The following is a 26,570-nucleotide window of genomic DNA, read 5'->3' as shown; positions in this document are numbered from 1 at the left end:
GTCAAACCGCCATGAGTTCCTGCTCTTTCGCCTTGACCACCTCGTCGACGTCCTTGATCGCCGAATCCGTGATCTTCTGGATCTCGGTCTCTGTGCGGCTGGCGTCGTCTTCGGTGATCTGCTTTTCCTTGAGCAGTTCCTTGATCTGGTGGTTCGCGTCGCGGCGGATGTTGCGCACAGCGACCTTGGCGTTCTCGCTTTCGGAGTGCACGAGCTTGGACAGCTCGCGGCGGCGTTCCTCGGTCAGCGCCGGCAGGTTGAGGCGGATCACGGTGCCGGCGGTATTCGGGGTCAGGCCCAGGTCGGAGGCGAGGATCGCCTTCTCGACGGCGGCGACCATCTGCTTCTCCCACGGGGTGATCGTCAGCGAACGTGCGTCGGAGATGGCGACCGAGGCGACCTGCGACAGCGGCATCTCGGAACCGTAGTAGTTGACCTTGAGGTGGTCGACCAGCGCCGTGGAGGCGCGCCCGGTGCGGATCTTGACCAGGTCGTGGCGAAACGCTTCGACGCTCTTGGCCATGCGGGTCTGGGCGTCTTTCTTGATCTCGTTGAGCATCGCCGGCTCCGGTCCTGTTGCGGTAATCGCGGGATTATATAGGCAGGCCGCGCATCCCCGCCCGCCGCGGGCGGCCGGGACGGGGCAATGTCGTTCAGGCCCGCGCCCGCGGGCGGCGCTCAGTGCGCGTGGTCGCGATCCTGCGGGTGATCGTGATCGTGGTGATGGGTGTCCCCGTGCGGCGCCCGGTCGTGGCGGTCGTGCTCGCAGGCGCCGCCCTGCTCGACCTGCAGGGTGGGGTGGTTGATGCCGAAGCGGTGATCGAGCTCGTGGTTGAGCCGGTCGATGAAGGCATCGTGGCCGTGGCTGTCCGGGCGCACCAGGTGTGCGGTCATCGCGATCTCGCCTGCGCCCAGCGACCAGATGTGGACGTGGTGCACCGCGGTAACGCCGGGCTGGGAGGCGAGGAAATCGTGGACCTGCGTACCGTCGATGCTGCGCGGCACGGCGTCCATCGCGGCGTTGAAGGCATCGCGCAGCAGGCCGAAGGCGCCCAATGCCACCACCACGCCGATCAACAGCGCGATCGCCGGGTCCAGCCATTCCCAGCCCAGCCACCACATGCCCACGCCGGCCAGCACCGCCGCCAGCGACACGGCGGCGTCGGCGATCAGATGCAGGAACGCGCCGCGGCGGTTGAGGTCGTGCTCATGGCCGTCGCGCACCAGCCATGCTGCGCCGAGGTTCACCAAGATGCCCAGCGCCGCCACCAGCATTACCGGCAGGGCCGGGATTTGCGGTGGCGCATTGAAACGTCGCATGGCCTCCCAGGCCAGCGCGCCGGAGAAGGCCACCAGCAGCAGTGCGTTGGCTAGCGGCGAGAGCAGCGTGGCGCGACGCCACCCGTAGGTGTGGCGGTCGGTCGGGGCGCGTTTGGCCAGCACGGCGGCGCCCCACGCCAGGCCCAGGCCGAGCACGTCGCCGAAGTTGTGCAGGGCATCGGACAACAGCGCCAGCGAGTTGGTGGCGAAGCCGTAGCCGGTCTCCAGCACCGTGTAGGCGAGGTTGATCAGCGTGACGGTGGCGAACGCGCGCGTCGAGCTGGTGTGGTCGTGAGCGTGATGGCCGTGTCCCATGCGCGAATGGTGGCACGGGGCGTGCGGCGGACTCTATTACAGCGGGATGAGCCCGGTTCCCGACGTTCGCGTTGCGGACGTCGGGCCCTTCCGGTCAGACCTGGGCGGCGGCGCTCAGCTGCGGCCCCGTACCAGCGTGCCGATTTCCTCGCCGCGCAGGATCTTCAGCAGCTGTCCCGGATGGCCCATGTCGAAGATGCGCAGCGGCAGGTCGCTGTCGCGGCACAGCGCGAAGGCGGCGGTGTCCATCACCTGCAGGTTGCGGCTGATGACCTCGTCGTAGCTGAGCTTCTCGAAGCGCACGGCGTCCTTGTGCTTCTTCGGATCCTTGTCGTACACGCCGTCGACCTTGGTCGCCTTGAGCAGCAGGTCGGCGCCGATCTCGATCGCACGCAGCGCCGCGCCGGAGTCGGTGGTGAAGAACGGATTGCCGGTGCCGGCGGCGAAGATGGTGATGCGCCCTTTCTCCAGGTGGCGGATCGCGCGGCGGCGGATGTAGTCCTCGCACACGTCGTTGATCTTGATCGCGCTCATCACCCGGCACTTGGCGCCGAGCTTCTCCAGCGCGTCCTGCATCGCCAGTGCATTGATGACGGTGGCAAGCATGCCCATCTGGTCGCCGGTGACGCGGTCCATGCCGCCGGCGGCCAGGCCCGCGCCGCGGAAGATGTTGCCGCCTCCGATGACCAGCGCCACTTCCGCGCCCGCCTGCTGGGCTTCGATCACCTCGCGCGCCAGGCGCGAGATCATCTTCGGGTCGATGCCGTAGTCCTCGTCCCCCATCAGCGCCTCGCCGGACAGTTTGAGCAGGACACGGCGATAGGCGAGCTGGGACATGGGAACCTCGTCGGATGGGGGCAAACAGCGGAATTGTACGGGATAAGGGAAGGGCTCCCCGCGCCGGGCGACCGGCGGATCCTGACGCGGCCTTCACGGCGTCAGGCGGTGCGCGCCGCGCCGGGAAGCGCAAGCCAGGACGCCGCCCGCTCCCGAACGCGCCGCCGCGGCGACGTGCGCTGAACCGCCGCGAGCCTCGCGCCGGCGCGCAAGGTTGCGACGCCCGCCACTGTCCGGCGGGTGGGGTGGCCCGCAGTACCTTGCGTTGATCTGGGCATGGACGGACGGATGCACAACGCGATCCTGGCGGAGCCGGGCGACCTCGAGGCGGCCGAGGCATCTGCAGTGGCCCTGCGCGCGTGCTACAACTTTGAGTCGCGACACGATGACCCCGCCAACGGGTCGGACGATCGCCACGACTCCCCCGCCACCGCCGGTGCCCTGCATGCGTTCGAGCCTTCGTTCGTACTCCGGAACGCCCCGGAACACCGCGGGATGCTGCGGATGAAGCCCGCCATGGTGGCCGCCATCCAGCCTCCGGATTCATTCGACGAAGACGCCATCGCGCCCGGGAACGATGGCGATGACGGCTTCGACCGCTTCCTGCGTGAACACCGCGGGCTGCTGGTCTCGTTCCTCAGTCGCCGGATCGGTGACGACGATGCGCAGGACATCGCGCAGGAAACGATGGTGCGCCTGATGCGCTATCGCGCGCAGCCACCGGAACAGCTGCGGCCGCTGATGTACCGCATCGCCATCAACGTCATCCACGACCGGGGACGCCGCGACACGACGCGGCAGGTGTTCGCGCACGTCAGCCTGGACCAGGACTTCATCGGCCTGGCCTCGCTGGAACCGGCCCACGAACAACGCATCGAGCACGAACAGGCACTGGCCCTGGTGCGCGCGGCGATCCTGCAGCTGCCGGAGCGCTGCCGCCAGGTCTATCTGCTCAATCGCATCGAAGGCATGAGTTACACGCAGATCGCGCAGCATTGCGGGATATCGGTGAAGGCGGTCGAGAAGCACATCGGCAAGGCGCTGGCCATGCTGCGCGCCCGGCTGAAACAGGGCGGTGTCGACCGCGAGGACCGGTCATGAGCGCAAGGACGATGCAACCCGAAGACACCGTTGCCGAGGACTGGTTGGCCCGGTTGATGGCGCCCGATTGCAGTGCGGCCGAGCGCGCCGCGTTCGAGGATTGGCTGGCGCAGTCGCCGCGGAACGTGGAAGCGTTCGTCGAGGTCGAGCGTGTGCACGCACTGGCTGCCGAGCTGCGTTCGGACGAGCTGCTGCGCGCCGCCGGCCGCGCCGCGCGCCGCGCACCTGCATCCTCACCTGCTCCCGCACCGGTTCGCCATGCGCGCGCGTGGTGGTCTGCCGCCGCCGCGGCTGCGGTCGTTGCGGTCGTCGCGGTGGCGATGGTGTTGCCCTGGGGCCAGCACGAAGCGCCGGCGCAGATCCAGCATTTCGCGACCGCGCTGGGCGAACAGCGTGATGTGACCCTGGCCGACGGCACGGTGATGCGACTGGACACCGCCTCCACGCTCACGACCCGTTTCGATGGCCGCGAACGCGTCGTCGAACTGCGGCGCGGACGCGCGCAGTTCGACGTCGGCGAAGACGCACGCCGCCCCTTCCTGGTGAAGGCCGGGGTCAGCACGGTGCGTGACATCGGCACCACGTTCCAGGTCAGCCGCATGGGCGAAGTGGTCAACGTCGGGCTGCTGGAAGGCCGTGTCGACGTGTCCTCCCGCGCGGGCGGTGCGGTGCAGCGCAGCACGCTCGCACCGGGCGAGCAGGTGACCGTGCAGGCCGACGGGCGCATCGGCGAACGGGCGCCGCTCGACGTGGCGATGGCCCGCGCCTGGCCGCAAGGCGACCTGGTCTTCAGGCAGCGCCGCCTGGACGAACTGGTGGCGGAGATGAACCGCTATTCCCCGCGCCAGATCCGCCTGGCCGATGCGGCGCTGGGTTCGCTGCGGGTGAGTGGCGTGTTCCACGCGGGCGACCAGGATGCGCTGGTCGCGGTCCTGGAACGCGGCTGGCCGTTGCGCGCCGAGCGCACCGGCGAACATGAAATCGTTCTTCATGCGCGTGACTGAAGGCGGCTGACGCGGTCGCGGCAAGGGCGGGCGCCATCCCGCGAAAGGATGCATTGCGCGCCGCGGGCGCGCTCTCGTATGGTGCGGGTCTCGGACCCAGTACACCGTACGGATGGCCAGGACGCTCCGCCTTACCCTCGCCATCCTCGGGGCATTGTCCTGGGCGTGCGCGGCGCCGCCCTCGCTGGCGGCAGGCGATCCGCCGACGGCGGTGCGCTTCGTCATTCCTGCCGGTTCACTCGATCGCGCGCTGCAGACCCTGGCCACGCAGGCGCGCGTGCAGATCCTCTATTCGCCTGCGCTGGTCGAACAACACCAGTCGCCGGGCCTGCAGGCACAGCTGCCGCCGCAGGAAGCACTCGACCTGCTGCTGCGCGGTGCCGGTCTGCGCGCGGTTGCGGTCAACGCGAACACCTTCCTGATCGAACGCGGCGATGCTCCACCCGTCGCGCCCGCGGTTCCACCGCCGCGGCATCGCGAACCCACGGAACTTGCGACCGTGGAAGTCACCGGCACGCATATTCCGCGCGCCGACATCGAAGTGGTCACGCCCGCGCCGATGACGCGCATCGGTCGAGCGCAGATCGAAGCCAGCGGTTTCCAGACGTTGTTCGAGCTGCTGAGCTACCAGCCCGGCATGATCAGCCACCATCCGGTGGACGTGGCGACCGACGGCAGCTTCCAGTCGCAGCAGCCGTTCGCCGCCGCCGCGACGACCAGCCTGTACGGACTGGGGCCGCGCGCGACGTTGTTCCTGATCGACGGGCGACGCGTGGCGAACTACGGCCTGGCCTCGGCGGATCTGGGCGGGCTGACCGATCTCAACGGCATCCCGCTGAGCCTGATCGATCGCATCGAGATCATCCGCGGCGGCGCCTCGGCGATCTACGGCGCGGACGCGATGGCTGGCGTGATCAACATCATCCTGCGCAAGGAACAGCAGGGCGGCGAGGTCATCGCGCGATACGGGCTGTCCGAACGCGGCGACGCCGAGCAGCGTCGCCTGTCCTTCAGCTACGGCAACCAGCTGTCCAACGGCGGCAGTTTCTTCATCAGCGCGGATCATTTCCACCGCGATGCACTGCTGGGTTCGCAGCGCGACTGGCGCACCGCGGACCTGCGCCGCTTCGGTCTGGGCGACTGGCGACTGCCGCTGGGCTACTTCAGCCTGGAAGACGTGTCGCTGGTGCGCTACGCCTGCCCGGATGACGTTCGCGACGCCAACGGCGCGTGCCTGCTCGACACGCCGAGCTATCTCACGCTGCAGCCGGAAATGGAAAGCAACGCGGTCTATGCGCTCCTGCGCCAGCCGCTGGGCGGCAGCGTGGAGTTCGACGCCTCGCTGCGCCTGAGCCAGGTGCAGCAGCGTCTGGAGGGCGCGCCGCTGCACGGCACCGTGCTGTTGCCGTTCGGGCATCCGGACGATCTGAACGAGGACGTGCCGACACTGCTGGACTACGCCTTCTTCGACGTCGGTCCGGTACGCAGCCGCAGCAGTGCGCGCACCGCGGATATCGACCTGGGCCTGTCGGGATACTTCGATCGCTGGCAGTGGCGCGCGGACCTGTCGCATCACCTGAACAGCGTCGACAACCAGATCGATCGCATGATCAGCAACAGCGCCTTCGCGCAGGCGGTGGACGAACAGACCTACCGCTTCAATTCGCGCGACAACCCGCCCGAGCTGCTGCGCGCGCTGTCGCCGCGCGTCGAAGTGAAAGGCGATGCACGCTTCGACCAGCTCATCTTCGACGTCAATGGCCCCTGGTTCGACCTGCCCGGTGGCGAGACGCAGGCGGCGCTGGGCGTGGAGTGGTCGCGCGATGCCTTGGACAACCGGCCTGACCAGCGCATGCTCGATGGCGACGTGGCGCTGGGTGCGCAGAAGAGCCGCCTGGACGACCACAGCTACAGTTCCGCGTTCTATGCCGAACTGAGCATGCCCATCGCGACCTGGCTGCACGCCGACGCGGCATGGCGCATCGACCATCGCCAGGGCTACGGCACCGAATCCTCTCCAATGCTCGGCCTGAAATGGGAGCCCACGCGTTCCATCACCGTGCGCGGCACGGCCGCGACGGGCTACCGCGCGCCATCGTTGTTCGAGCTGCGCCGCCCCACGGTGTCGAGCACCATCGATGCGGTGGTGATGACCGATGCGCTCGCGCCGTGCCTGTTCTCGAGCACGCTGGACGATGGCGTGACCTATTGCCTGGTCGAGCACGGCGCGATCGAAAACCCCGACCTGGCGCCGGAGACCTCGCGCAGCGCGACGCTCGGCGTGGTGTGGGCGCCCAGTTCGACCTTCGATCTCAGCGTGGACCGCTTCCGCATCCGCCGCCGCAACGAGATCGTCACCACGGATGCGCTCTCGAACCCCGAAGCATTCCCGGCGTCGCTCGAGCGCAACGAGCAGGGCGAACTGGTGGCGGTCAACGACTACTTCGCCAACGTGGGGCGCACTGAAGTCGAGGGCTGGGAGTTGCAGTCCGAATACCGCCACGACCTGCAGCAGTGGGGGCGCTTCACCGTCCGCCTCGCTGCGAGCTGGCTCACGCGCCTGGACCGGCAGCTCACGGCGGGCGGCCCAGTGCTCGATTACGCGGGCCATCGCGCGCCACAGCGGGCGGCGCTGCTCGGGCTGGAATGGAACGTCGGCAACTGGCTGACCACGCTGAACGTGCATCAGTTCGGTCCCGCCGACGTGGCCGTGCCGGGCCAGCCGTGCCCGGAATGGAACGTGGCCGTGGGCAAGTGCACGACACCGTCGGCCACCACCGCCGACCTGTACGTGGCCTGGGGCGGCCTGCAGGACTGGCGGTTCTCACTGAACGTCAACAACCTCACCGACCATGAGCCGGTGAATTACGACGTCGTGAAGGGCGGTTACGACATCGCCTACGACGATCCGCGCGGCCGCTACTACCTGCTCAGCGCCGCCTGGCGTTTCTGACACGCCGTCGAAAACAAGCCGTCGAAAAAAGAATCTGCCGGAGGGTAGGGGGGATGCCCCGTGCCCACGTTATGGAGTCGTGCTTCCGGAAAAGGAAAGCGCCGCGCCAAGGATGGCGCACTTCCGGAAGCGGCCGACGGAACGGCCGCGATGGTGATGCGTACCAGGATGGTGCGTTACCGGCGGGAACCACGGGACCTGCCGACCGGGATCGAAATGGACCCTGCCGTTTCGATCCCCCTCTGGAGAAGCCCCGGACGGCTTCTCCAGACCCTCCCCCTAACGGCGCCACCTCCCCGGTGCCGTCCGCAAAAGGAAAAAGGCCGCGATCGCTCGCGGCCTTTTTCTTTGTCCCGCCGGTGGGTTGGCTTACGCCAGGCCCGCCTGCTTCATGACTTCGGCGGCGTAGTCTTCCACCACCTTCTCGATGCCTTCGCCGACCACCAGGCGCTGGAAGCCGACCACGTCGGCGCCAGCGGCCTTCACCACCTGCTCGACGGTCTGGTTGGTGTCCAGCACGTACGGCTGGCCGTACAGCGTGACCTCGTTGACGATCTTGGCGATCTTGCCGCTGATGATCTTCTCGAGGATCTCGGCCGGCTTGGCCTTGTCCTTGTCGGACATCTTGGCCAGCTCGATTTCCTTTTCCTTGGCGACGAACTCGGCCGGGACGTCCGCAGCCTTGTTGTGCGGCGGGTTCATCGCGGCGACGTGCATCGCCAGACCGCGGGCCAGCTCGGCGTCGCCGCCGGTGACTTCGATCAGCACGCCGATCTTGCCGCCGTGCACGTAGGCAGCGACGTTGCCGGCGCTGTTGACGCGGGCGAGGCGACGGATCTGGATGTTCTCGCCCAGCTTGGCGATGGCGGCGGCGCGGGTTTCCTCGACGGTTTCGCCGGAGGCCAGCTTGGCGGCCTTCAGGGCTTCGACATCGGCGGCGCCGGAGGCCAGGGCGGCCTGGGCGACGGCGTTGGCGAAGGCCAGGAAGTTCTCGTCCTTGGCGACGAAGTCGGTCTCGGAGTTGATCTCGACCAGCACGGCGTTGCCGCCGTTCTGGGCGACGGCGATGCGGCCTTCGGCGGCCACGCGGTCGGCCTTCTTGTCGGCCTTGGCCAGACCCGACTTGCGCAGCCACTCGGCCGCGGTGTCGATGTCGCCGTTGTTCTCGGTGAGCGCCTTCTTGCACTCCATCATGCCGGCGCCGGTGCGCTCGCGCAGTTCCTTGACCAGGGAAGCGGTGATTTCAGCCATGGGGTACCTCGAAAAATAATGAAGGGCGGGATGGGCCCGCCTTGTGCGATTCGGAGTCCCCGGCCGGGCCGTGACCCGGGCCGGAGAAAGCGGCGATGCGACCGCGCATGATCGCGCGGCCGCATGACGCGGGTCTTACTCGGCCGCTTCGGCCTTCTTGGTGCCCTTCTTGGCGGGCGCGCGACGCGGAGCCTTGCGCTCAGCGCCTTCCTCGCCTTCGGCGGCTTCGGCGAAGTCTTCCTCGCGGACGCTGGCGGCCTGCGGGGAGGCGGCCTTGCCTTCCAGCACGGCGTCGGCGGCGGCGCGGGCGTACAGCTGCACGGCGCGGATGGCGTCGTCGTTACCCGGGATCGCGTAGTCGACCAGTTCCGGATCGTAGTTGGTGTCGACCACGGCGATGACCGGAATGCCCAGCTTCTTGGCTTCCTTGATCGCGATGTCTTCGTGGCCGATGTCGATCACGAACAGCGCGTCGGGCAGGCGGTTCATGTCCTTGATGCCGCCCAGCGAGGCTTCCAGCTTGTCGCGCTCACGGCGCAGGCCCAGCACTTCGTGCTTGACCAGCTTCTGGAAGGTGCCGTCGGTTTCGGCCGCTTCCAGATCCTTCAGGCGCTGCACCGACTGCTTCACGGTGCGGAAGTTGGTCAGCGTGCCGCCCAGCCAGCGCTGGGTCATGTACGGCATGCCGCAACGCTCGGCTTCTTCCTTGATGGATTCGCGCGCGCTGCGCTTGGTGCCCAGGAAGAGGATCATGCCGCGCTTCTGGGCGACGCCCGAGATGAAGTTCATCGCGTCGTTGAACAGCGGAACGGTCTTCTCGAGGTTGATGATGTGGATCTTGCCGCGGGCACCGAAGATGTACGGACCCATCTTCGGGTTCCAGTAACGGGTCTGGTGGCCGAAGTGGACGCCGGCTTCGAGCATCTGGCGCATGGTGATCTGGGGCATTGCATTGAACTCCAGGCAGTGGAACCGGCCGCCGGATAAGGGATGGCGGTGCCCGCGGCAGAGCCGGGGGCGGGGTTCCGGGGTTGGGCCTCCCCCCAGCTTCCGTGGCCGAACCGGCGACCCCTGGGGGATCGCCAGCACCCCGGCACGGAGGGTGGCTGAGGGTGTGTATTCGCCTGCCTCCGGGTTGGGACCCGGGGGCTTACGCCCTGGCGTGGGCGGCTGGGCGGGCACGGGGCCGGCCGCAGAGCCGCGGAATTGTAGCCGTAACAGTCTGTTACAGGCAACTTTGGGCCGCTCGGGACTCTGAATGCGCTCCGGATGGCCCATAATGCCGGCATGCCGATCACCATCAAGACCCCCGAAGAGATCGAGAAGATGCGCGTCGCCGGCCGCCTGGCCGCCGAGGTGCTGCAGGTCGTCGCGCCGCACGTCAAGGCTGGCGCTACCACCGAGGAACTGGACCGCATCTGCCACGACCACATCGTCAAGGTGCAGCAGGCCATTCCGGCCAACGTGGGCTACAAGGGGTTCCCCAAGACGGTCTGCACGTCGGTCAACAACGTCATCTGCCACGGCATCCCCAGCCCGGGCAAGGTGTTGAAGGACGGCGACATCATCAACATCGACGTCACCGTCATCAAGGACGGCTGGCATGGCGACACCAGCCGCATGTACGTGGTTGGCTCGCCCTCGGTCATGGCCAAGCGCCTGGTGGACGTCACCCGCGAGGCGATGTTCCGCGGCATCCGCACGGTCAAGCCGGGCGCGACCCTGGGCGACATTGGCCAGGCGATCCAGCAGTTCGCCGAAGCCGAGCGCTTCAGCGTGGTGCGCGAGTACTGCGGCCACGGCATCGGCCGGATCTACCACGAGGACCCGCAGGTGCTGCATTACGGGCGCGCCGGCGAAGGGCTGGTGCTGCGGCCGGGCATGACGTTCACGATCGAGCCGATGATCAACGAAGGCACGCGCCATACCAAGCTGCTGCCCGACGGCTGGACCGTGGTCACCAAGGACCGCAAGCTCTCGGCGCAGTGGGAGCACACCGTTGCCGTCACCGAGGACGGTGTGGAAATCCTCACGCGCACGCCCGGGGACGACAACGACCTATGACTGACTCGGTCGCCGCCGAGACCGATCCGGCGGCGCTGGAGGGCGTCGACAGAGCTGCTTCCATCCGCAATGCCATCGCCACGGTCGATGCTGGCCTGGCGAAGGCCTTCGATGCCGATGCGAACGCCGACATCGACCGCCTGCTGCAGGCGCGCGCCGGAGCGATCGACGCACAGGTCCGCAATGCATGGAAGGCCTGCCTTCCCGGCGATGCACCGCTGGCGTTGTTCGCGACCGGCGGCTATGGCCGTGCCGAATTGTTCCCGCAGTCCGACGTCGACCTGCTGGTACTTGCCGAGCCCGATGCGCAGGCCATGCATGCCGAAGCGCTTTCGCGCTTCGTGGCGCTGCTGTGGGACGCCGGACTTCCGGTAGGTCACGCGGTGCGTTCGCCCACGCAGTGCACCGAGGCGGCGTCCGACATCACCGTGCTCACCTCGATGCTGGAGGCGCGTCCGCTGATCGCGCAGGTCGAACACCTGCACGCACTGCAGGCGGCGATCGCGCCCAGCCTGGTGTGGCCCGCGCGCGAGTTCTTCGCCGCCAAGCGCGAGGAGCTGCGGCTGCGCCACGCGCGCTACGACGACACCGCCGACAACCTCGAGCCCAACCTGAAGGAAGGCCCAGGCGGTCTGCGCGACGTGCAGACATTGCGCTGGATGGCGCTGCGCATCGTGGGGACGGGCGATCTGGAGTCGCTGGTCGCCATCGGTCAGTTCGGCGCCGATGAACTGGCCACGCTCGAACGCGAGCGTCGTGCGCTGTCGCGCCTGCGCTTCGGCCTGCATCTGGTCGCGGGCAAGCGCGAGGAGCGCCTGCGTTTCGACTACCAGAAGCTGCTGGCCCAGCGGCTGGGGCACACTGACAACGCCGACAACCTTGCCGTCGAACAGATGATGCAGGGCTTCTACCGCAGCGCTGCGCTGGTGCTGCGCATCGGCGAGCGGCTGCTGCAGCGATTCGAGGAGCAGATCGAGGGCGAGAGCGCACCGGTCGCGATCGACCACGCGTTCGAACTGCGCCGCGATTACCTCGCCGCACGCGACGCGCACTGGCCGCGCGATGCCTACGACGTGTTCGCGCTGTTCGCCGTGTGGGCCTCGCACGATGCCGTGCGCGGCCTGCATTCGCAGACCGCGCGCGCGCTGGCCGAATCCCTATCGCGTGTACCGGCCTTCCAGCAGGCCGAGCCGGCGCTGCGCGAGCGCTTTCTCTCGCTGCTGCGCGGCCCGCACCCGGTGCATGCGCTGGAACGCATGGCGCGCCTGGGCGTGCTGGGCCGATGGATTCCGGCGTTCGCCAAGGTGTCGGGCCGGATGCAGTTCGACCTGTTCCACGTGTTCACCGTGGACCAGCACACGCTGGCCGTGTTGCGCAACCTGGCGCGTTTCGCCTCGGGCATCGCCGACGAGCGTTTCAGCATCGCGCACGAAGTCTGGCCGCGCCTTCGCAAGCCGGAACTGCTGCTGCTCGCAGGCCTGTTCCACGACATCGGCAAGGGCCGCGGTGGCGATCACTCCGAGCTGGGCGCCGAAGACGCGCGCATCTTCTGCGGCACGATGGGCCTGTCGCAGGCCGACACCTCGCTGGTCGAATGGCTGGTGCGCCAGCACCTGCTGATGTCCGTCACCGCGCAGAAGCAGGACATCGCCGATCCGGAGGTGATCCACCGCTTCGCCGGCAAGGTCGCCGACCGCGAGCACCTGGATCACCTCTACCTGCTGACCTGCGCCGACATCGCCGGCACGTCGCCCAAGTTGTGGAACGCGTGGAAGGACCGCCTGCTGGCCGATCTCTACACCGCCACGCGCCTGGCGTTGCGGCGCGGACTGGAACACCCCGTGGCGGGTGCCGAACGCGCGAACGAAACCCGCGACGCGGCGCGCGCGATGCTCGCCACCCTCGGCATCGGCGACGACGAGATCGATGCGTTGTACGCACGCATGCCGGAAGTCGGTTTCCAGCGTGGCCGCCCGGACCAGATCGCGTGGCAGGCGGCTTCGCTGCGCGGCGTGTCCGTGGGCGAAACGCGCGTGCGTGCGCGTGCGCTGGGCGAACACGCCGGCGCGCTGGAAGTATTCGTGCACTCGCCGGACCGCGACGGCCTGTTCGCGGCGATCGTCGCCACGCTCGATCGTCTGGGTCTGGCGATCCAGCAGGCGCGCGTGCTCGATGGTCCGAACGGCATGGTCTTCGACAGCTTCGAGGTCGTGCCGATCGATCCGCGCTGTCCGCCCGGCAATGACGAGGTCGAGCACCGCCTTGCCACGGCGCTGGCCGGCGATCTGGAACGCATCAAGCCCGCGCGTCGCGCGCAGCCACGCCATCTTCGGCATTTCCGCATCGCGCCGCAGATCGGCTTCGACACCCTTGGCGAAGGCGAGCGCGCACGCACGATGCTCAGCCTGGTCTGCACCGATCGCCCGGGCCTGCTCGCGGACGTGACGCACGCGATCCGCAGCCAGAACCTGCGTGTGCACGACGCGCGCATCGCCACGTTCGGCGAGCGCGCCGAGGACGTGTTCCAGATCACCCATCCCCATCCCGACGGGCGCGATGAAGCGCTCGACGAAACGCAACGGCAGGCACTGCGCACCGCACTGCTGGCCTGCCTCGAAGGAGACTGTTGAATGGCTTTGCAGAAGACCGCCCGCAAGACCGTCCGCAAGAAGGCCGCACCGAAGGGCCCGGGCATCGACGAACTGAAGTTCATGGTCGACAGCGCGTTCGAACGGCGCGCCATGCTGACGCCGGACGAGATCGAAGGCTCCACGCGGCCCACGGTGGAACGTGTGATCACCGGCCTGGAGAACGGCGAGTTCCGCGTGGCCGAGCCGGACGGAAAGGGCGGCTGGACCGTCAACGAGTGGCTGAAGAAGGCGGTGCTGCTGTACTTCCGCGTCAACGACATGCAGGTGGTCGAGGGCTACCCCGCGCCCTACTGGGACAAGGTGCCGGCGCGTTTTGACGGATTCGGCGAGTCCGATTTCCGCAAGCTCGGCGCGCGCGTGGTGCCGGGTGCGATCGCGCGACGCGGCGCGCACATCGGCAAGGACGTGGTGCTGATGCCGAGCTTCGTCAACATCGGCGCGCACGTGGGCGAGGGCACGATGGTCGACACCTGGGCGACCGTGGGTTCGTGCGCGCAGATCGGCAAGCATTGCCACCTGTCCGGCGGCGCCGGCATCGGCGGCGTGCTGGAACCGCTGCAGGCCAGTCCGACCATCATCGAGGACCACTGCTTCATCGGCGCACGTTCGGAAGTGGTGGAAGGCGTGGTCGTCGGCCATCACAGCGTGATCGGCATGGGCGTGTTCCTGGGCCAGAGCACGCGCATCTACAACCGCGCGACCGGCGAGGTCAGCTACGGCTATGTGCCGCCGTACAGCGTGGTCGTGTCGGGCCAGCTGCCGGCCAAGGACGGTCCGCATTCGCTGTACTGCGCCGTCATCGTCAAGCAGGTCGACGCGAAGACGCGCAGCAAGACCAGCATCAACGATCTGCTGCGCGGGCTGGCGGAGTGACGGCCGCAATGGCGACCACGCTCTACGGACTCAACAACTGCGACACCTGCAAGAAGGCCCGCAAGTGGCTGGACCGTTTCGGTGTCGCGCATGCCTTCATCGACTACCGCGACGACCGGCAATCGCCGGAAACGCTGGTGGAGTGGAAGGACGCGCTGGGCGGTTGGGAGGCGATGATCAACAAGTCGTCCACCACCTGGCGCACGCTGCCCGACACGCGCAGATCGCCCGCGTCGGATGCCGAGTGGAAGCTGCTGCTGAAGGAATATCCGCAGCTCATCCGGCGTCCGGTGGTGGTTACCGGCGACGGCGCAGTGACGCAGGGGTTCAGCGACAACGGATTCAAGAAGCGCTTCGGGATCGGTGGATGAACACGACCGCGCATGATGATGTGCTGGCCTTGACGCGGGAGCTGATCGCGCGTCGTTCGGTTACGCCGGAAGACGCCGGCTGCCAGGCGCTGATCGCGCGGCGCCTGCTGGCTGCGGATTTCCGCTGCGAGCACCTGCGCTTCGGCGATGTCGACAACCTCTGGGCCGTGCACGGCGGTGAAGGTCCCACCCTGGTGCTGCTGGGTCACACCGATGTGGTGCCGTCGGGTCCGCGCGAGGCGTGGGGTAGCGATCCGTTCGTGCCGGACATCCGCGATGGCGTCCTTTACGGCCGCGGCGCCGCCGACATGAAGGGCAGCGTGGCGGCGTTCGTGATCGCGCTGGAACGCTTCGTGGCGGCGCACCCGGACCATCCCGGCCGCGTCGCGCTGCTGCTGACGTCCGACGAAGAAGGCGATGCCGTGGACGGCGTGCGCAAGGTCGCCGACGTGTTCCGCAAGCGCGGCGAGCGCCTGGACTGGTGCATCACCGGCGAACCGTCGTCGACGTCGAAGCTCGGCGACCTGCTGCGCGTGGGACGTCGCGGCACGCTGTCGGCCACGCTGACCGTGCACGGCGTGCAGGGCCATGTCGCCTATCCGGAAAAGGCGCGCAACCCGATTCACCAGGCGATGCCTGCATTGAGCGAACTGGCGGCGCGCCGCTGGGACGGCGGCTACGAGACATTCCCGCCGACCAGCCTGCAGATCAGCAACATCCACGCGGGAACCGGCGCCAACAACGTGATCCCGGGCGAGTTGCAGGTGCTGTTCAATCTGCGCTTCAACCCGAACTGGCGCGCAGAGCAGCTCGAGCGCGAATGCGAGGACGTGCTGCATCGCCACGGCCTGGAATACCAGGTGCGCTGGCATCGCGGCGGTGAACCGTTCTACACGCCCGAGGGCCCGCTGCGCGCCACCGCGCGGGCGGTGCTGGGCGCGCACGCGGGCGCCGCGCCAGAGGAGAGTACCGGCGGCGGTACGTCCGATGCGCGCTTCATTGCGCCCCTGGGGGCGCAGTGCATCGAGATCGGTCCGGTGAACGCGAGCATCCACAAGGTCGACGAACACGTGTCCGTCGCCGACCTGCAGGCGCTTCCGGCCCTGTACCAGTCGTTGATCGAGCGGATGCTGCTGGCCTAGCGCATCAGTGGCCCGGGCGCACTGGCCCGGGCCACGTCTCTTATCGCTGCGCCGACGGCGTCAGCGTCATCGAGTACTTCGTCGCGCCCGGCAGGAACGGCGTGGGGCGACCGTGCACCCAATCGTCGTGGCCGGCGCCCCAGAATGGCGACAACGGGTTTCCGCTCTGTCCGCCGGGCATGTGGATGATGCCGTCGGCCTCGTGGCCCGGCGACACCACCATGCGTTCGGATGCGCCGAAATCCGCGGCCTGCACGCGCGGCATGCCGCTGTCGCCGGGCAGCTCGTCGGCGGGCATGCACAGCGCCGGTTTGGCGAAGCCCGGCATCGCGCGCGACAGCGGATGGCAGATCTTCGCCGTGTTGCGCTCGCCCCACGTGCGTGCGTCGAGCGGTCCCTGCGGCTTCAGTTCGTCACGTACTTCGCGGGCGGCATCCTCGAACAGCGCTTCCCAGCTGGCGAAGCGGCGCGGCAGCAGATTCGCCGGACGCTGCGTGACCAGCGGCCATGCGACGCCTTCGAAATGCGAGAGGTTGGGCATCTCGAACGCATCGCCGAGCGCGGCGTGCGCCGGCGCGGTCAGGCCGTCGAGCAGACGATCGTGCACGGCCAGGCGCCACGCGCGCGCGATGCGGTAGCTCACTGAATCGGTGCTGGCCCGGCCTTGCCACTTCGTCGCGGCCGTTGCCAGTTCGTGCAGCGCAGGCGAGGAGGCCGCGGCATCGCGCTCGCGCAGCAATTGCCACCAGCGCTGCAGGAACAACGCGCGGTCGTCGAGCTGGATCGCCAGCAGGTCGCGCTCGGCGAACTGGTCTTTCGCGAACAGGTCGTCGCGGATCTGCCTGGCACGCGCGCCGTTGGCGTAGCCACCGTCGCCGACGCGGGCGAGCAGGTTGCCGTCTACCACACGCGCGTTGGCGGTCCACACCCGCTGCACGGAGCCGATCGGCAACGCGACGCCCGAGGCGGTGGTGAACGACCACGGTGCGCAACTTGCCGCATCGGTGACCTCGGTGGCGGCGCAGCTTGGCTGACGCAGCGGTACCGGGCCGAGCAGACGCCAGGTGATGCGTCCGGCGCGGTCGCCGATGGTGAGGTTCTGCCCCGGGATGGCGGTGTGATCGGCGACTGTCAGTGCATCGTCCAGCGTATGTGCGTGAAGGAAGTCAGCCAGGCCCAGGTTCATCGCGCCCGGCAGATGCGCGACCCAGCGCAGCGCCAGTCCGCTGCCGTCGCTGTCGTGCTGCAGGATGGGGCCCCATGCGGTTTCATCGACGGGGAACTCCACATCGTCCTGGCCCGCGACGCGGATGCGTTCGACCGTGCGCGTCACGCCGGGGCAGGGCGCGTTCGCGCAGGCGGGAACGCGCTGCCAGTCGAGCCAGTCACCATAGCTGTTGGTGAAACCCCAGGCCACGCGCCCGTTGCTGCCGACCACCAGCGCCGGCAGGCCGGGCAGGGTGAAACCAGTGGCGTCGACGCGGCCATCGGCGGCGCGCGCGTCGGGATAACGCAGCCGCGCGCGGAACCAGATGTTCGGCGCGCGCAGGCCCAGGTGCATGTCGTCGGCGACGATCGCGCGGCCGTCGCGCGTGAGCTGGCCCGATACCGCGAAATTGTTGCTGCCCACGTCGGAGCGTTCCGGCACCTGCGCCGGGTTCCCGCTCTTCGGCATGGGCAGCGTGCGCAGGTCGACGGTGGCGGCATCGGGCAATGCGGCGTCGCCGCGTGCGCGCCCGGCGAGTGGGGCGTCCCAGCTTGAGCCGTCGTGCGCAAGCAACGCATACAGCGCCGCGGGCAGGTGCGGGCGGATGCGCCACATCGCCAGCTCGCGTTCGTTCTGCGCGTCCTGCAGGTCGAAGTACATCGCATAGCCGACCAGCGCTGAATCGGTCACGGTCCACGCACGCGGTTGCGTGCGCAGCAGCAGGTACGGCCACGGGCGCGTCTTCAGTGCGCCCACGCCCGCGTTGACACCTTGCACGTAGGCCTGGGCAAGTTCGCGTTTGTCGCCCAGCACGGCATCGAGGTTGGCGTCCACGCGTGCGCGCATGCGGTGTACGCGGTGGCGCTTGTCCAGGTCCAGGGCGGCGGGGCCGAACAGTTCGGACAGCTCGCCCGCGGCGGTGCGGCGCAGCAGGTCCATCTCGAAGTAGCGTTCCTGCGCGTGCACGTAGCCGAGTGCGCGCATGGCATCGACTTCGTTGGCGGCCGATACGGTCGCCACGCCCAGCGCATCGCGCTCGATGGTCACCGGCGCCGACAGTCCGGGCAATGCCAGCTCGCCTTCCAGCGACGGCAGGCTGCCGCGCATCAACCACCACACGGCCGCCACGGCGGCCAGCAGCAACACCAGCAGGCCCATCAGCCCGCGCTTGATCCATTTCGTCATGAACAATCCTCCCCGCGCCGACTTTACCTGCCCTCGCGACGGGCGTGGGGCCGGGAAGGCCCCTGACGCGCCGATCGTTTCGGATGAAACGCTTGCAAGCCGTCGGAACCTCAAGCAGGATCGACCCATGACCTCCGTCCAGGCCCTTGCCCACGTTGCCGACGCCGCTCTTCGCGGCCGCCAGCCCGTGGCCGGCCTGAACAACAACAACCGCAATAACGCCAGCCTCCCGCGGGCCGGTGACTAGCGCGTTGTAAACCGCCAGATCACTCACGAAGCCCGCGCCGAAAAGCGCGGGCTTCGTCGTTTATGCCCTCCAAAAACTCACCCCGTCATCGATAAGGAGTCATCACCATGTGTTCCATCCTCGGCATCTTCGGCCTCCAGCCCGGCGACGACGTGCAGGCATTGCGACGCCGCGCACTGGAGCTGTCCCAACGCCAGCGCCACCGCGGCCCCGACTGGAGCGGCGTGCATCTGGACGAAGGCGCGATCCTCGTTCATGAGCGTCTGGCCATCGTCGATCCCGCCGGCGGCTCGCAGCCGCTGCGTTCGGCTGACGGCGACCTGGTGCTGGCAGTCAACGGCGAGATCTACAACCACCGCGAACTCGAGCAGGTCCTGGCGGCGCCTTACGCGTTCCAGACCGGCTCGGACTGCGAGGTGATCAACGCGCTGTACCGGCAGCAGCCCGACATCGGCGCCTGGCTCAACGCGCTCAACGGCATCTTCGCCTTCGCGCTGTGGGATCGCCCGCGTGGTCGTTACCTCATCGCGCGCGATCCCATTGGCGTGTGCCCGCTGTACTGGGGGCACGATCGCGACGGTCGCCTGTGCGTGGCCTCGGAGATGAAGGCGCTGGCCGATACCTGCGCGGACGTGGCGCAGTTCCCGCCCGGGCACTACTACGACAGCGAAGTGGGCGAGCTGGTGCGCTACTACGAGAGGCCCTGGCGCGATCACGATGCCACGCGCGGCGTGGAGGTGAGCCACCAGGAACTGCGTGAAGCCTTCGAGCGTGCGGTGCACCGGCAGCTGATGAGCGACGTCCCCTACGGCGTGCTGCTGTCGGGTGGCCTGGACTCGTCGCTGGTGGCTGCCGTGGCGGCACGCTTCGCGCGAAAGCGCATCGAAGACAACGACGCGACGGAAGCCTGGTGGCCGCGCCTGCACTCCTTCGCGATCGGCCTGGACGGGTCGCCCGACCTGGCCGCGGCGGAGATCGCGGCGAAGGCCCTGGGCACGGTGCACCACGGTTTTACCTACACCTTCGAGGAAGGTCTGGACGCGTTGCCGGAGGTGATCCGCCACATCGAAACCTATGACGTCACCACCATCCGCGCGTCCACGCCGATGTTCCTGCTGGCACGGCGCATCAAGGCGATGGGCGTGAAGATGGTGCTCTCGGGCGAAGGCAGCGATGAGGTGTTCGGCGGCTATCTCTATTTCCACAAGGCGCCGAACGCACGCGAGTTCCATGAGGAAACCGTGCGCAAGCTGGACGCGCTGTACAACTACGACTGCCTGCGCGCCAACAAGTCGATGATGGCCTGGGGCGTGGAACCGCGCGTGCCGTTCCTGGACGTGGAGTTCCTCGAGGTCGCCATGCGCATGGACGCCACGTACAAGATGGCCGGTACCGGTGCCGACGGAAAGCGCCGCATCGAGAAGGCGATCCTGCGCGAAGCGTTCGAGGGTTATCTACCCGATTCGATCCTGTGGCGGCAGAAGGAGCAGTTCAGCGACGGCGTCGGTTACGGCTGGATCGACGGCCTCAAGGCGCACGCGCAGGCGCAGATCAGCGATCGTGTGTTCGCCGCGGCGTCGAGCCGCTTCCCCGTGAACCCGCCGCAGACCAAGGAGGCCTACCTGTACCGCCACATCTTCGAGCAGTTCTTCCCGGGTGCCGCGTGCGCCGAGACAGTGCCTGGCGGCAAGTCGATCGCGTGTTCCTCGCCGGCTGCGATCGCCTGGGACGAAGCGTTCGCGAAGATGGCCGACCCTTCCGGCCGCGCGGTGGCGGGGGTGCACCAGTCGGCGCTTGTGTGACGCCGGTTGCGTCGGCAGGCCTGCCGACCTGATCGGGCAGATGTGCTGGTCGCCAAATGCAATCGTCGTCGGCGGAAGGTACCTTTGTCGCTTCGCCAAAATCGGAGTAGCGCCGATGGATCGTCGCCAGTTTCTGGCCGTGGGTGGTCTTGCTGCGGCGTCGCCGGTATTGGCGCAGTCGACCGGAGGCGATGTCCACGACGCGGATGCAGCCCTGTTCCGCGAGGTCAACTTCATCCACGACGGCCTAGGCCTGTCGCCGCGTGAGTACGCGGCGGCACTGCACGAGGCGACGACCCGCCGGGACCTGCCCGCGGACAACTATTCCAACGGCGGCGTGATCGAGGAGCTTGAGGCCGCCTTCGCGCGCAAGCTCGGCAAGCAGGCGGCGATGTTCGTGCCGACGGGCACGCTTGCCAACCACATCGCGCTGCGCAAGCTCGCCGGTCCCGACCGGCGCGTGCTGGTGCAGGCGGAAAGCCATTTCTATGCCGACAGTGGCGATGCAGGCGGGGTGCTCAGCGATCTCAACCTCGTCCCCTTGGCCGAGGGCCGCAGCACGATCACGCTGGACGAAGTGAATGACTGGGTGGAACGCTCTGCCGGAGGACGCGTGCCCATGAAGGTGGGCGTGCTTTCGATCGAATCGCCCGTGCGGCGCCGCGACCACGAGATGGTCGATTTCGACGAGCTCCAGCGCGTGTGTCGCCGTGCGCGCGAGCAGGGAATTCGCCTGCATCTGGATGGCGCGCGGTTGTTCAATCTGCCGTATCACTCCGGGCACGGCGTGCAGGAGTATGCGGCGATGTTCGACACGGTGTTCGTCTCGCTGTGGAAGCATTTCAACGGCGCATCCGGGGCCATCCTCGCGGGCGACGCCGCGTTCATCGAGGGCCTGTACCACACGCGTCGCATGTTCGGCGGATCGCTGCCGCAGGCGTGGCCGGTGGCGGCGGTGGCAGCGCAGTACGTCGACAGCTACGAGGCGGATTACGCGCGGGCATGGCAGGTGACGGATCGCGTCATCGCGCTGCTGAAACAGGATCGCCGATTCAAGGTCCGCAAGGTGCCGATGGGTACGAGCCGGTTCTTTCTCTCGGTCGCGGGCGTGGATGGAGCCGCGCTTCGCGAGCGCGCGCGAAGCCGGGGGGTGCTGCTGCCGCGGCCGAACCCGGATTCAGGCGAGTACGCCATGCAGGTGAATCCGAGCGTATTGCGGGCGAGCCCCGAGGTCATCGCGCAGAGTCTGCTGGCGGCCGCGAAGGGGTGACGGGAGCGGGCGGTCCCGTGCCAATTGCGAGTGATTCCGATTAGAACGCGGTCCGTCGCGATCGGGCACCATGGGCGCGTTTTCCAGGAGGTCCCCCCATGAAAGGCCATCCCGAAGTCGTCGATTACCTGAAGGTGCTGCTGCGCGGAGAGCTGGCTGCGCGCGACCAGTACTTCATCCATTCCCGCCGGTACGAGGACATGGGCCTGCACTCGCTATACGAGCGCATCGGCCACGAGATGCAGGAAGAAACCGAGCACGCCGACGCGCTGCTGCGACGCATCCTGTTCCTGGAGGGCGACCCGGACATGCGGCCGGACGAGTTCGTCGCCGGTCATACCGTCGAGGAAATGCTGCAGCGCGACCTGGAAGTGGAGTACCACGTGCGTGGCGCGCTCGCCAAGGGCATCGCGTTGTGCGAGCAGCACGGCGATTTCGTCAGCCGCGAGATCCTGCGCGTGCAGCTGCAGGACACCGAGGAAGACCATGCGCATTGGCTGGAGCAGCAGCTCGGCCTCATCAAGCGCCTGGGTCTGCAGAACTATCTGACCGCGCGCCTGGCGCAGAAACCGTCAGAGGAATGATCCTCGAAGGCGCCGGGTTCAGTCCCGGCGCTGCAGGCGGTACACCACGGTATCGAGAGCGGTGACGCCTTCCTCCGCGAACCGCGGCTGCTGCGCGAGGATGTCGCGACGTTCCAGCGTCGTGACGTTCCAGTCGCGCGCATAGCGTTCGTGGACTTCATCCTCGATCACGCTGAAAGGCGGTCCGTCCTTTTCATGCTGCGGGTACTCCAGCGTGATCAGCAGGCCGCGGCAGTGCGATGGCAGCCGCGCATACAGCTCGTGCACGTAGCGCTCACGCAGGTTGGGCGGCAGTGCGATGAGCGCGGCGCGATCGAACACCGCGCCGCAGTCGGCCAGCGCCGCTTCATCCAGCGCGAAGGCATCGCCGCAGATCAGTTCGATGCCTTCGGCTTCGTAATGGCGGCCGTACTTCGATTCGCGCACGGCCGGCGTCAGCCCGTGTTCGGCGAAGAAGGCCTCCACCGCGATGCGCGACAACTCCACGCCCAGCACCGGATGGCCCTGCGCGGCGAACCACGCCATGTCGCGCGACTTTCCGGCAAGCGGCACGAACACACGCGTGCCCGCTGGCACCTGCAGCGACGGCCAGTGCTTGAGCATCAGCGGCGTCGGCTGGTCCTGGTGGAAGCCGATCTGGTTATCGTGCCAGCGCTGATGCCAGAAGTCGGGCTGCATGGGAATCCGTTCGTTGAGCCTGCGCGGACGCAGGCGGAGTGACGAGACACGCGGCCGGAACTCCCGCCGTTGCGGGAGTCCGCACCAGCGGGCGATTTACTCGGAGGAAAGACCTTCGACCTTCTGCCAGCCGCGCGGCAGCAGGCCGCCGCGGGTGGCGCGGGCGCCGAGGTATTCGTCCAGGTCCTTGAACGACAGCGACATCGTGCGCGCGCCGGACTTCACCACCAGCGTGCCGCCCGGCGTGACCACCGCGACGGCCACCACGCGCTCGGTGCCGAGCTTCGCCTTCGGGATGTCGATGAGCTTGTTGCCCTTGCCCTTGTCCAGCTCCGGCAGTTCGCCGACCGGGAACGCGAGCAGGTGGCCGACGTTGGTCACCACCGCGATGCGGTCGCTGTCCACGTTCGTCACCGGCGCAGGCTGCACGACCTTCGCGCCCGGCGTGAGCGAGAGCATCGCCTTGCCGGCCTTGTTGCGTCCGGTGAGGTTCTCGAAGCGGGTGACGAAGCCGTAGCCATGGCTGGAAGCCAGCACGAAACGCGTGTCGTCGTCGCCACTGGCCAGCGCCTGGAACGAGGCGCCCGGTGCTGGCGAGAATCGGCCGGTCAACGGCTCGCCGTTGCCGCGCGCCGACGGCAGCGAGTGCACGACGGTCGAATACGAGCGGCCGGTGGAGTCGAGGAACGCGACCTGCTGCGTGCTGCGGCTCTTGGTCGAGGCCAGCAGTTCGTCGCCTTCGCGGTAACTGAGGGCGGCCGCATCGATCTCGTGGCCCTTGGCGGCGCGCACCCAGCCCTTCTCGCTGATCACCACCGTCATCGGCTCGCTGGTGACCAGTTCGGTTTCGGACAGCGCCTGCGCCGCACCACGCGCGACCAGCGGCGAGCGACGGGCATCGCCGAACTTCTTCGCGTCGGCCAGCAGTTCGTCCTTGATCAGCTTCTTCAGCTTGGCCTTGCTGTCGAGCGTGGCGATGAGCTGTTCGCGCTCGGCTTCCAGCTCGGCCTGTTCGCCACGGATCTTCATCTCTTCCAGGCGTGCGAGCTGGCGCAGCCGGGTTTCGAGGATGTAATCGGTCTGTTCCTCTGTGAGCTTGAAGCGCTTCATCAGGACCGGAGCGGGTTCGTCCTCGGTGCGGATGATGCGGATCACTTCGTCGAGGTTGAGGAAGGCGACCAGCAGGCCTTCCAACAGGTGCAGGCGGCGCTCGACCTTTTCCAGGCGGTGCTTCAGGCGGCGCGTCACCGTGTCGGTGCGGAACGCCAGCCATTCGCTGAGGAATGCCTTCAGCCCCTTCACCTGCGGTCGGCCGTCGCGGCCGATCACGTTGAAGTTGACGCGGAAGCTCTTCTCCAGGTCCGTGGTCGCGAACAGATGGCCCATCAGCTGTTCGGCGTCCACGCGGTTGCTGCGCGGGACCAGCACGATGCGGGTCGGATTGAGGTGGTCGGACTCGTCGCGGATGTCTTCCAGCCACGGCAGTTTCTTTGCACGCATCTGCGTGGCGATCTGTTCGATCACCTTGCCCGGCGAGGTCTGGTACGGCAGCGCCGTGATGACCAGGTTGCTGCCGTCCTTCTCGTACACGGCGCGGGCGCGCACGCTACCCAGGCCGGTCTCGTACATCTGCAGGAGGTCCGCCGCCGGCGTGATGATCTCGGCCGCGGTGGGGTAGTCCGGGCCGCGCACGTGCTCGCACAGGTCGCGCGTGGTGGCATCCGGGTCGTCGAGCAGGCGCACGCAGGCGCTGACGACCTCATTGAGGTTGTGCGGCGGCACGTCGGTGGCCATGCCCACGGCGATGCCGGTGGTGCCGTTGAGCAGCAGATGCGGCAGGCGCGCCGGCATCCAGCTGGGTTCCTCCAGCGTGCCGTCGAAGTTGGGCGACCAGTCCACCGTGCCCTGGCCGAGCTCGCCCAGCAGCACCTCGGCGATCGGGGTGAGCTTGGACTCGGTGTAGCGCATGGCCGCGAACGACTTGGGATCGTCCGTGGAACCGAAGTTGCCCTGGCCCTCGATCAGCGGATAGCGGTACGAGAACGGCTGGGCCATCAGCACCAACGCCTCGTAGCAGGCGCTGTCGCCGTGCGGGTGGTATTTGCCGATGACGTCGCCCACGGTGCGCGCGGACTTCTTGGGCTTGGAGGCGGCGCTCAGGCCCAGCTCGCTCATCGAATAGATGATGCGGCGCTGCACCGGCTTCAGGCCGTCGCCAAGGAAGGGCAGGGCGCGGTCGAGCACGACATACATCGAGTAGTCGAGGTAGGCGCGCTCGGCATACTCGCGCAGCGGGATCTGTTCGAAGCCGTGGAATGCGGGACGGACGGTGTCGTTCATGGAGCGGAAGCGGACCAGGTGACGTCAGGATGGGGCGATTCTAGCGACGCGTGCGGCGCGCGGGCCGTGCACGCGGCACGGAGTCAGCGATGCAGTTCGCCGGCGGCTTCGGGCTGGAAGCGGATCGACAGCACGCGCAGGCGGATCGTGCGTCCGCCGGGGACCGGCCATTCGATGCTCGCGCCCACGCGCAGGCCCAGCAGCGCGGTGCCCACCGGCGCCAGGATCGACACCTTGTCGTGGCTGCCGTCCGCGTCGCGCGGATAAACGAGCGTGAGTTCATGTTCCTCGCCGCTGGTTTCGTCGAGGAAGCGTGCGGTCGAGTTCATGGTGATGACATCGGACGGCATCTGCGCCGGCTCGACCACTTCCGCGCGCTCCAGCTCGGCCTCCAGCGCGGAGGTGTCGATGCCCTGCGCCGCCGGCTGCTCGAGCAGGGCTTCCAGGCGCTCCACGTCGAGGCGAGAGAGCAGCAGGGGGGTGGTCGGTGTCGACATGCAGGTCTCCTAAAGCAGTGCGGGCGACGCACACGGTGCGCCGCCCGCTGATCAGTAATGTCCGGGGACCATAGCCCCGAACCGCGGACGCATCAACCGGCAGCGCCGGCACGACCGCATGATGCGCCCGCTGGCGTGAGACGGGGCTTGAGGCGGATCAATCGCTTGCGACGCGCATGGACGGGCGCGGCGGGAAAAATGAAAATTTCTGTCACGGGGCGTTGACAAGGCGCCCGCCGCGACGCAACATACGCGGCCTCGCACGGCGCAAACCGGCGAGATTGCCCAGGTGGCGGAATTGGTAGACGCACTAGTTTCAGGTACTAGCGGGTAAAACCGTGGAGGTTCGAGTCCTCTCCTGGGCACCAACACATAGTTTCAGGTCGTCTCAAGACGTTCCGGAAAGTAGCCAGAAACCCCGCCAATAGCGGGGTTTTTTGTTTTCCGGCATTCCAGGAGTGCCGTTGCAGCCCCTTGGGCCATGGGGATACGGCTACGAAGACGCCGCAAGCGCATCTGAAGAGCGTGAAGCCGGCCGATTCTCCGCCCTACGACGGCGGAGTACTCCGCGCGATCATCGCGGAGTCGGGCGAGCGACACTGGCGACTGAAATACATCCGGCCGAACGGCCGCGGCAATCGGATCGCGCCCGGCAACCTGTGAGAGGTCAGCCTGGCGGAGGCTCGGCATGCCGCGACCACGCGCGAGCACTGCTCCGCGCCTCCGGCGCCACCTGTCGACTCCCGATGCGGCTCCCATGGTCGCAACCATCGCTGAACACGCTCCGGCCCCTGCGGTAACACCAGCCCACTTTTTCGTGGTTAACCAGGACCGTCGTCCGGGTGCGTGTGCACGAGTGAATTGAGCGCCATGCGGGT

Annotated in this window: 21 protein-coding genes and 1 tRNA gene; 13 read left to right on the top strand and 9 right to left on the bottom strand. The window is 67.9% G+C overall.

Features of this window, described 5'->3' with window-relative positions:
- Position 1: 1 nt before the first annotated feature.
- The 3 genes from frr to pyrH form a co-directional block, all read right to left on the bottom strand.
- Complete coding sequence (gene frr, locus QLQ15_RS16385) at positions 2-559, bottom strand: ribosome recycling factor (RefSeq protein WP_283213809.1); 558 nt, start codon at positions 557-559, stop codon at positions 2-4.
- Between the two features lie 119 nt (positions 560-678).
- Positions 679-1,635: a cation diffusion facilitator family transporter gene (locus QLQ15_RS16380; protein WP_283213808.1), complete on the bottom strand. Its 957-nt coding sequence runs from the start codon at positions 1,633-1,635 to the stop codon at positions 679-681.
- Between the two features lie 114 nt (positions 1,636-1,749).
- Positions 1,750-2,472 carry a UMP kinase gene (pyrH, locus tag QLQ15_RS16375; RefSeq protein WP_283213807.1) on the bottom strand — a complete coding sequence of 241 codons (723 nt, stop codon included), beginning with the start codon at positions 2,470-2,472 and terminating at the stop codon, positions 1,750-1,752.
- Positions 2,473-2,760: 288 nt separating this feature from the next.
- On the opposite strand from pyrH, the gene QLQ15_RS16370 reads away from it, so the two are divergent.
- The 3 genes from QLQ15_RS16370 (at position 2,761) to QLQ15_RS16360 (ending at position 7,530) form a co-directional block, all read left to right on the top strand.
- A complete protein-coding gene (locus QLQ15_RS16370; RefSeq protein WP_345782430.1) occupies positions 2,761-3,573 on the top strand; it encodes an RNA polymerase sigma factor in 813 nt (270 codons plus the stop codon).
- Positions 3,570-4,577: a FecR family protein gene (locus QLQ15_RS16365; RefSeq protein ID WP_283213806.1), complete on the top strand. Its 1,008-nt coding sequence runs from the start codon at positions 3,570-3,572 to the stop codon at positions 4,575-4,577. Before QLQ15_RS16370 ends, QLQ15_RS16365 begins: the two co-directional genes overlap by 4 nt.
- 112 nt (positions 4,578-4,689) lie before the next feature.
- Entirely contained in the window at positions 4,690-7,530 is a 2,841-nt protein-coding gene (locus QLQ15_RS16360) for a TonB-dependent receptor (RefSeq protein WP_283213805.1), read from the top strand.
- 369 nt (positions 7,531-7,899) lie between these two features.
- On the opposite strand, the gene tsf is transcribed toward QLQ15_RS16360, so the two are convergent.
- The gene (tsf, locus tag QLQ15_RS16355; protein ID WP_283213804.1) at positions 7,900-8,781 is read right to left on the bottom strand and encodes a translation elongation factor Ts; all 882 of its coding nucleotides are present in this window, start codon (positions 8,779-8,781) and stop codon (positions 7,900-7,902) included.
- Positions 8,782-8,916: 135 nt separating this feature from the next.
- Entirely contained in the window at positions 8,917-9,729 is an 813-nt protein-coding gene (rpsB, locus tag QLQ15_RS16350; protein ID WP_283213803.1) for a 30S ribosomal protein S2, read from the bottom strand.
- Between the two features lie 339 nt (positions 9,730-10,068).
- On the opposite strand from rpsB, the gene map reads away from it, so the two are divergent.
- Genes map through dapE form a run of 5 tightly spaced genes read left to right on the top strand, consistent with a single transcriptional unit; the run spans position 10,069 to position 15,882 of the window.
- Complete coding sequence (gene map, locus QLQ15_RS16345; RefSeq protein WP_283213802.1) at positions 10,069-10,845, top strand: type I methionyl aminopeptidase; 777 nt, start codon at positions 10,069-10,071, stop codon at positions 10,843-10,845.
- The gene (gene glnD, locus QLQ15_RS16340) at positions 10,842-13,475 is read left to right on the top strand and encodes a [protein-PII] uridylyltransferase (protein WP_283213801.1); all 2,634 of its coding nucleotides are present in this window, start codon (positions 10,842-10,844) and stop codon (positions 13,473-13,475) included. The genes map and glnD overlap by 4 nt, the downstream gene beginning before the upstream one ends.
- Entirely contained in the window at positions 13,476-14,369 is an 894-nt protein-coding gene (dapD, locus tag QLQ15_RS16335; protein ID WP_283213800.1) for a 2,3,4,5-tetrahydropyridine-2,6-dicarboxylate N-succinyltransferase, read from the top strand.
- Between the two features lie 8 nt (positions 14,370-14,377).
- The gene (locus QLQ15_RS16330) at positions 14,378-14,740 is read left to right on the top strand and encodes a Spx/MgsR family RNA polymerase-binding regulatory protein (protein ID WP_283213799.1); all 363 of its coding nucleotides are present in this window, start codon (positions 14,378-14,380) and stop codon (positions 14,738-14,740) included.
- Positions 14,737-15,882 (top strand): succinyl-diaminopimelate desuccinylase, encoded by a 1,146-nt coding sequence (gene dapE, locus QLQ15_RS16325; protein WP_283213798.1) that lies wholly within the window; start codon positions 14,737-14,739, stop codon positions 15,880-15,882. Before QLQ15_RS16330 ends, dapE begins: the two co-directional genes overlap by 4 nt.
- Before the next feature lie 40 nt (positions 15,883-15,922).
- Here dapE and QLQ15_RS16320 read toward each other — a convergent pair whose 3' ends face one another.
- Positions 15,923-18,274: a penicillin acylase family protein gene (locus tag QLQ15_RS16320; protein ID WP_283213797.1), complete on the bottom strand. Its 2,352-nt coding sequence runs from the start codon at positions 18,272-18,274 to the stop codon at positions 15,923-15,925.
- Between QLQ15_RS16320 and QLQ15_RS16315 the strand changes: the two genes are divergently transcribed.
- From QLQ15_RS16315 to bfr, 4 genes are all read left to right on the top strand, one after another.
- Positions 18,273-18,521, top strand: coding sequence for a hypothetical protein (locus QLQ15_RS16315; RefSeq protein WP_283213796.1), 249 nt, complete (start codon positions 18,273-18,275; stop codon positions 18,519-18,521). The two genes, QLQ15_RS16320 and QLQ15_RS16315, sit on opposite strands and share 2 nt — an antisense overlap.
- Positions 18,522-18,628: 107 nt before the next feature.
- Positions 18,629-20,323, top strand: a complete 1,695-nt coding sequence (asnB, locus tag QLQ15_RS16310) for an asparagine synthase B (RefSeq protein ID WP_283213795.1) — start codon at positions 18,629-18,631, stop codon at positions 20,321-20,323.
- Positions 20,324-20,438: 115 nt separating this feature from the next.
- Positions 20,439-21,593, top strand: a complete 1,155-nt coding sequence (locus QLQ15_RS16305) for a threonine aldolase family protein (protein ID WP_283213794.1) — start codon at positions 20,439-20,441, stop codon at positions 21,591-21,593.
- A gap of 98 nt (positions 21,594-21,691) precedes the next feature.
- Entirely contained in the window at positions 21,692-22,177 is a 486-nt protein-coding gene (gene bfr, locus QLQ15_RS16300; RefSeq protein ID WP_283213793.1) for a bacterioferritin, read from the top strand.
- Between the two features lie 18 nt (positions 22,178-22,195).
- Here bfr and QLQ15_RS16295 read toward each other — a convergent pair whose 3' ends face one another.
- The 3 genes from QLQ15_RS16295 to rnk all read right to left on the bottom strand — a co-directional run bounded on the left by QLQ15_RS16295 (position 22,196) and on the right by rnk (position 25,692).
- Positions 22,196-22,855 (bottom strand): thiopurine S-methyltransferase, encoded by a 660-nt coding sequence (locus QLQ15_RS16295; protein WP_283213792.1) that lies wholly within the window; start codon positions 22,853-22,855, stop codon positions 22,196-22,198.
- A gap of 96 nt (positions 22,856-22,951) precedes the next feature.
- Positions 22,952-25,195, bottom strand: coding sequence for a DNA topoisomerase IV subunit A (parC, locus tag QLQ15_RS16290; RefSeq protein ID WP_283213791.1), 2,244 nt, complete (start codon positions 25,193-25,195; stop codon positions 22,952-22,954).
- A gap of 83 nt (positions 25,196-25,278) precedes the next feature.
- A complete protein-coding gene (rnk, locus tag QLQ15_RS16285; protein ID WP_283213790.1) occupies positions 25,279-25,692 on the bottom strand; it encodes a nucleoside diphosphate kinase regulator in 414 nt (137 codons plus the stop codon).
- Between the two features lie 283 nt (positions 25,693-25,975).
- Here rnk and QLQ15_RS16280 point away from each other — a divergent pair.
- Positions 25,976-26,060, top strand: a tRNA-Leu gene (locus QLQ15_RS16280).
- Positions 26,061-26,570: the final 510 nt, after the last annotated feature.

The sequence above is a fragment of the Lysobacter stagni genome, from assembly GCF_030053425.1.
Classification (GTDB): Bacteria; Pseudomonadota; Gammaproteobacteria; order Xanthomonadales; family Xanthomonadaceae; genus Lysobacter_J; species Lysobacter_J stagni.
Note: the sequence above shows the minus strand (reverse complement) of the source record. Positions and strands in the feature narration are given on the sequence as shown.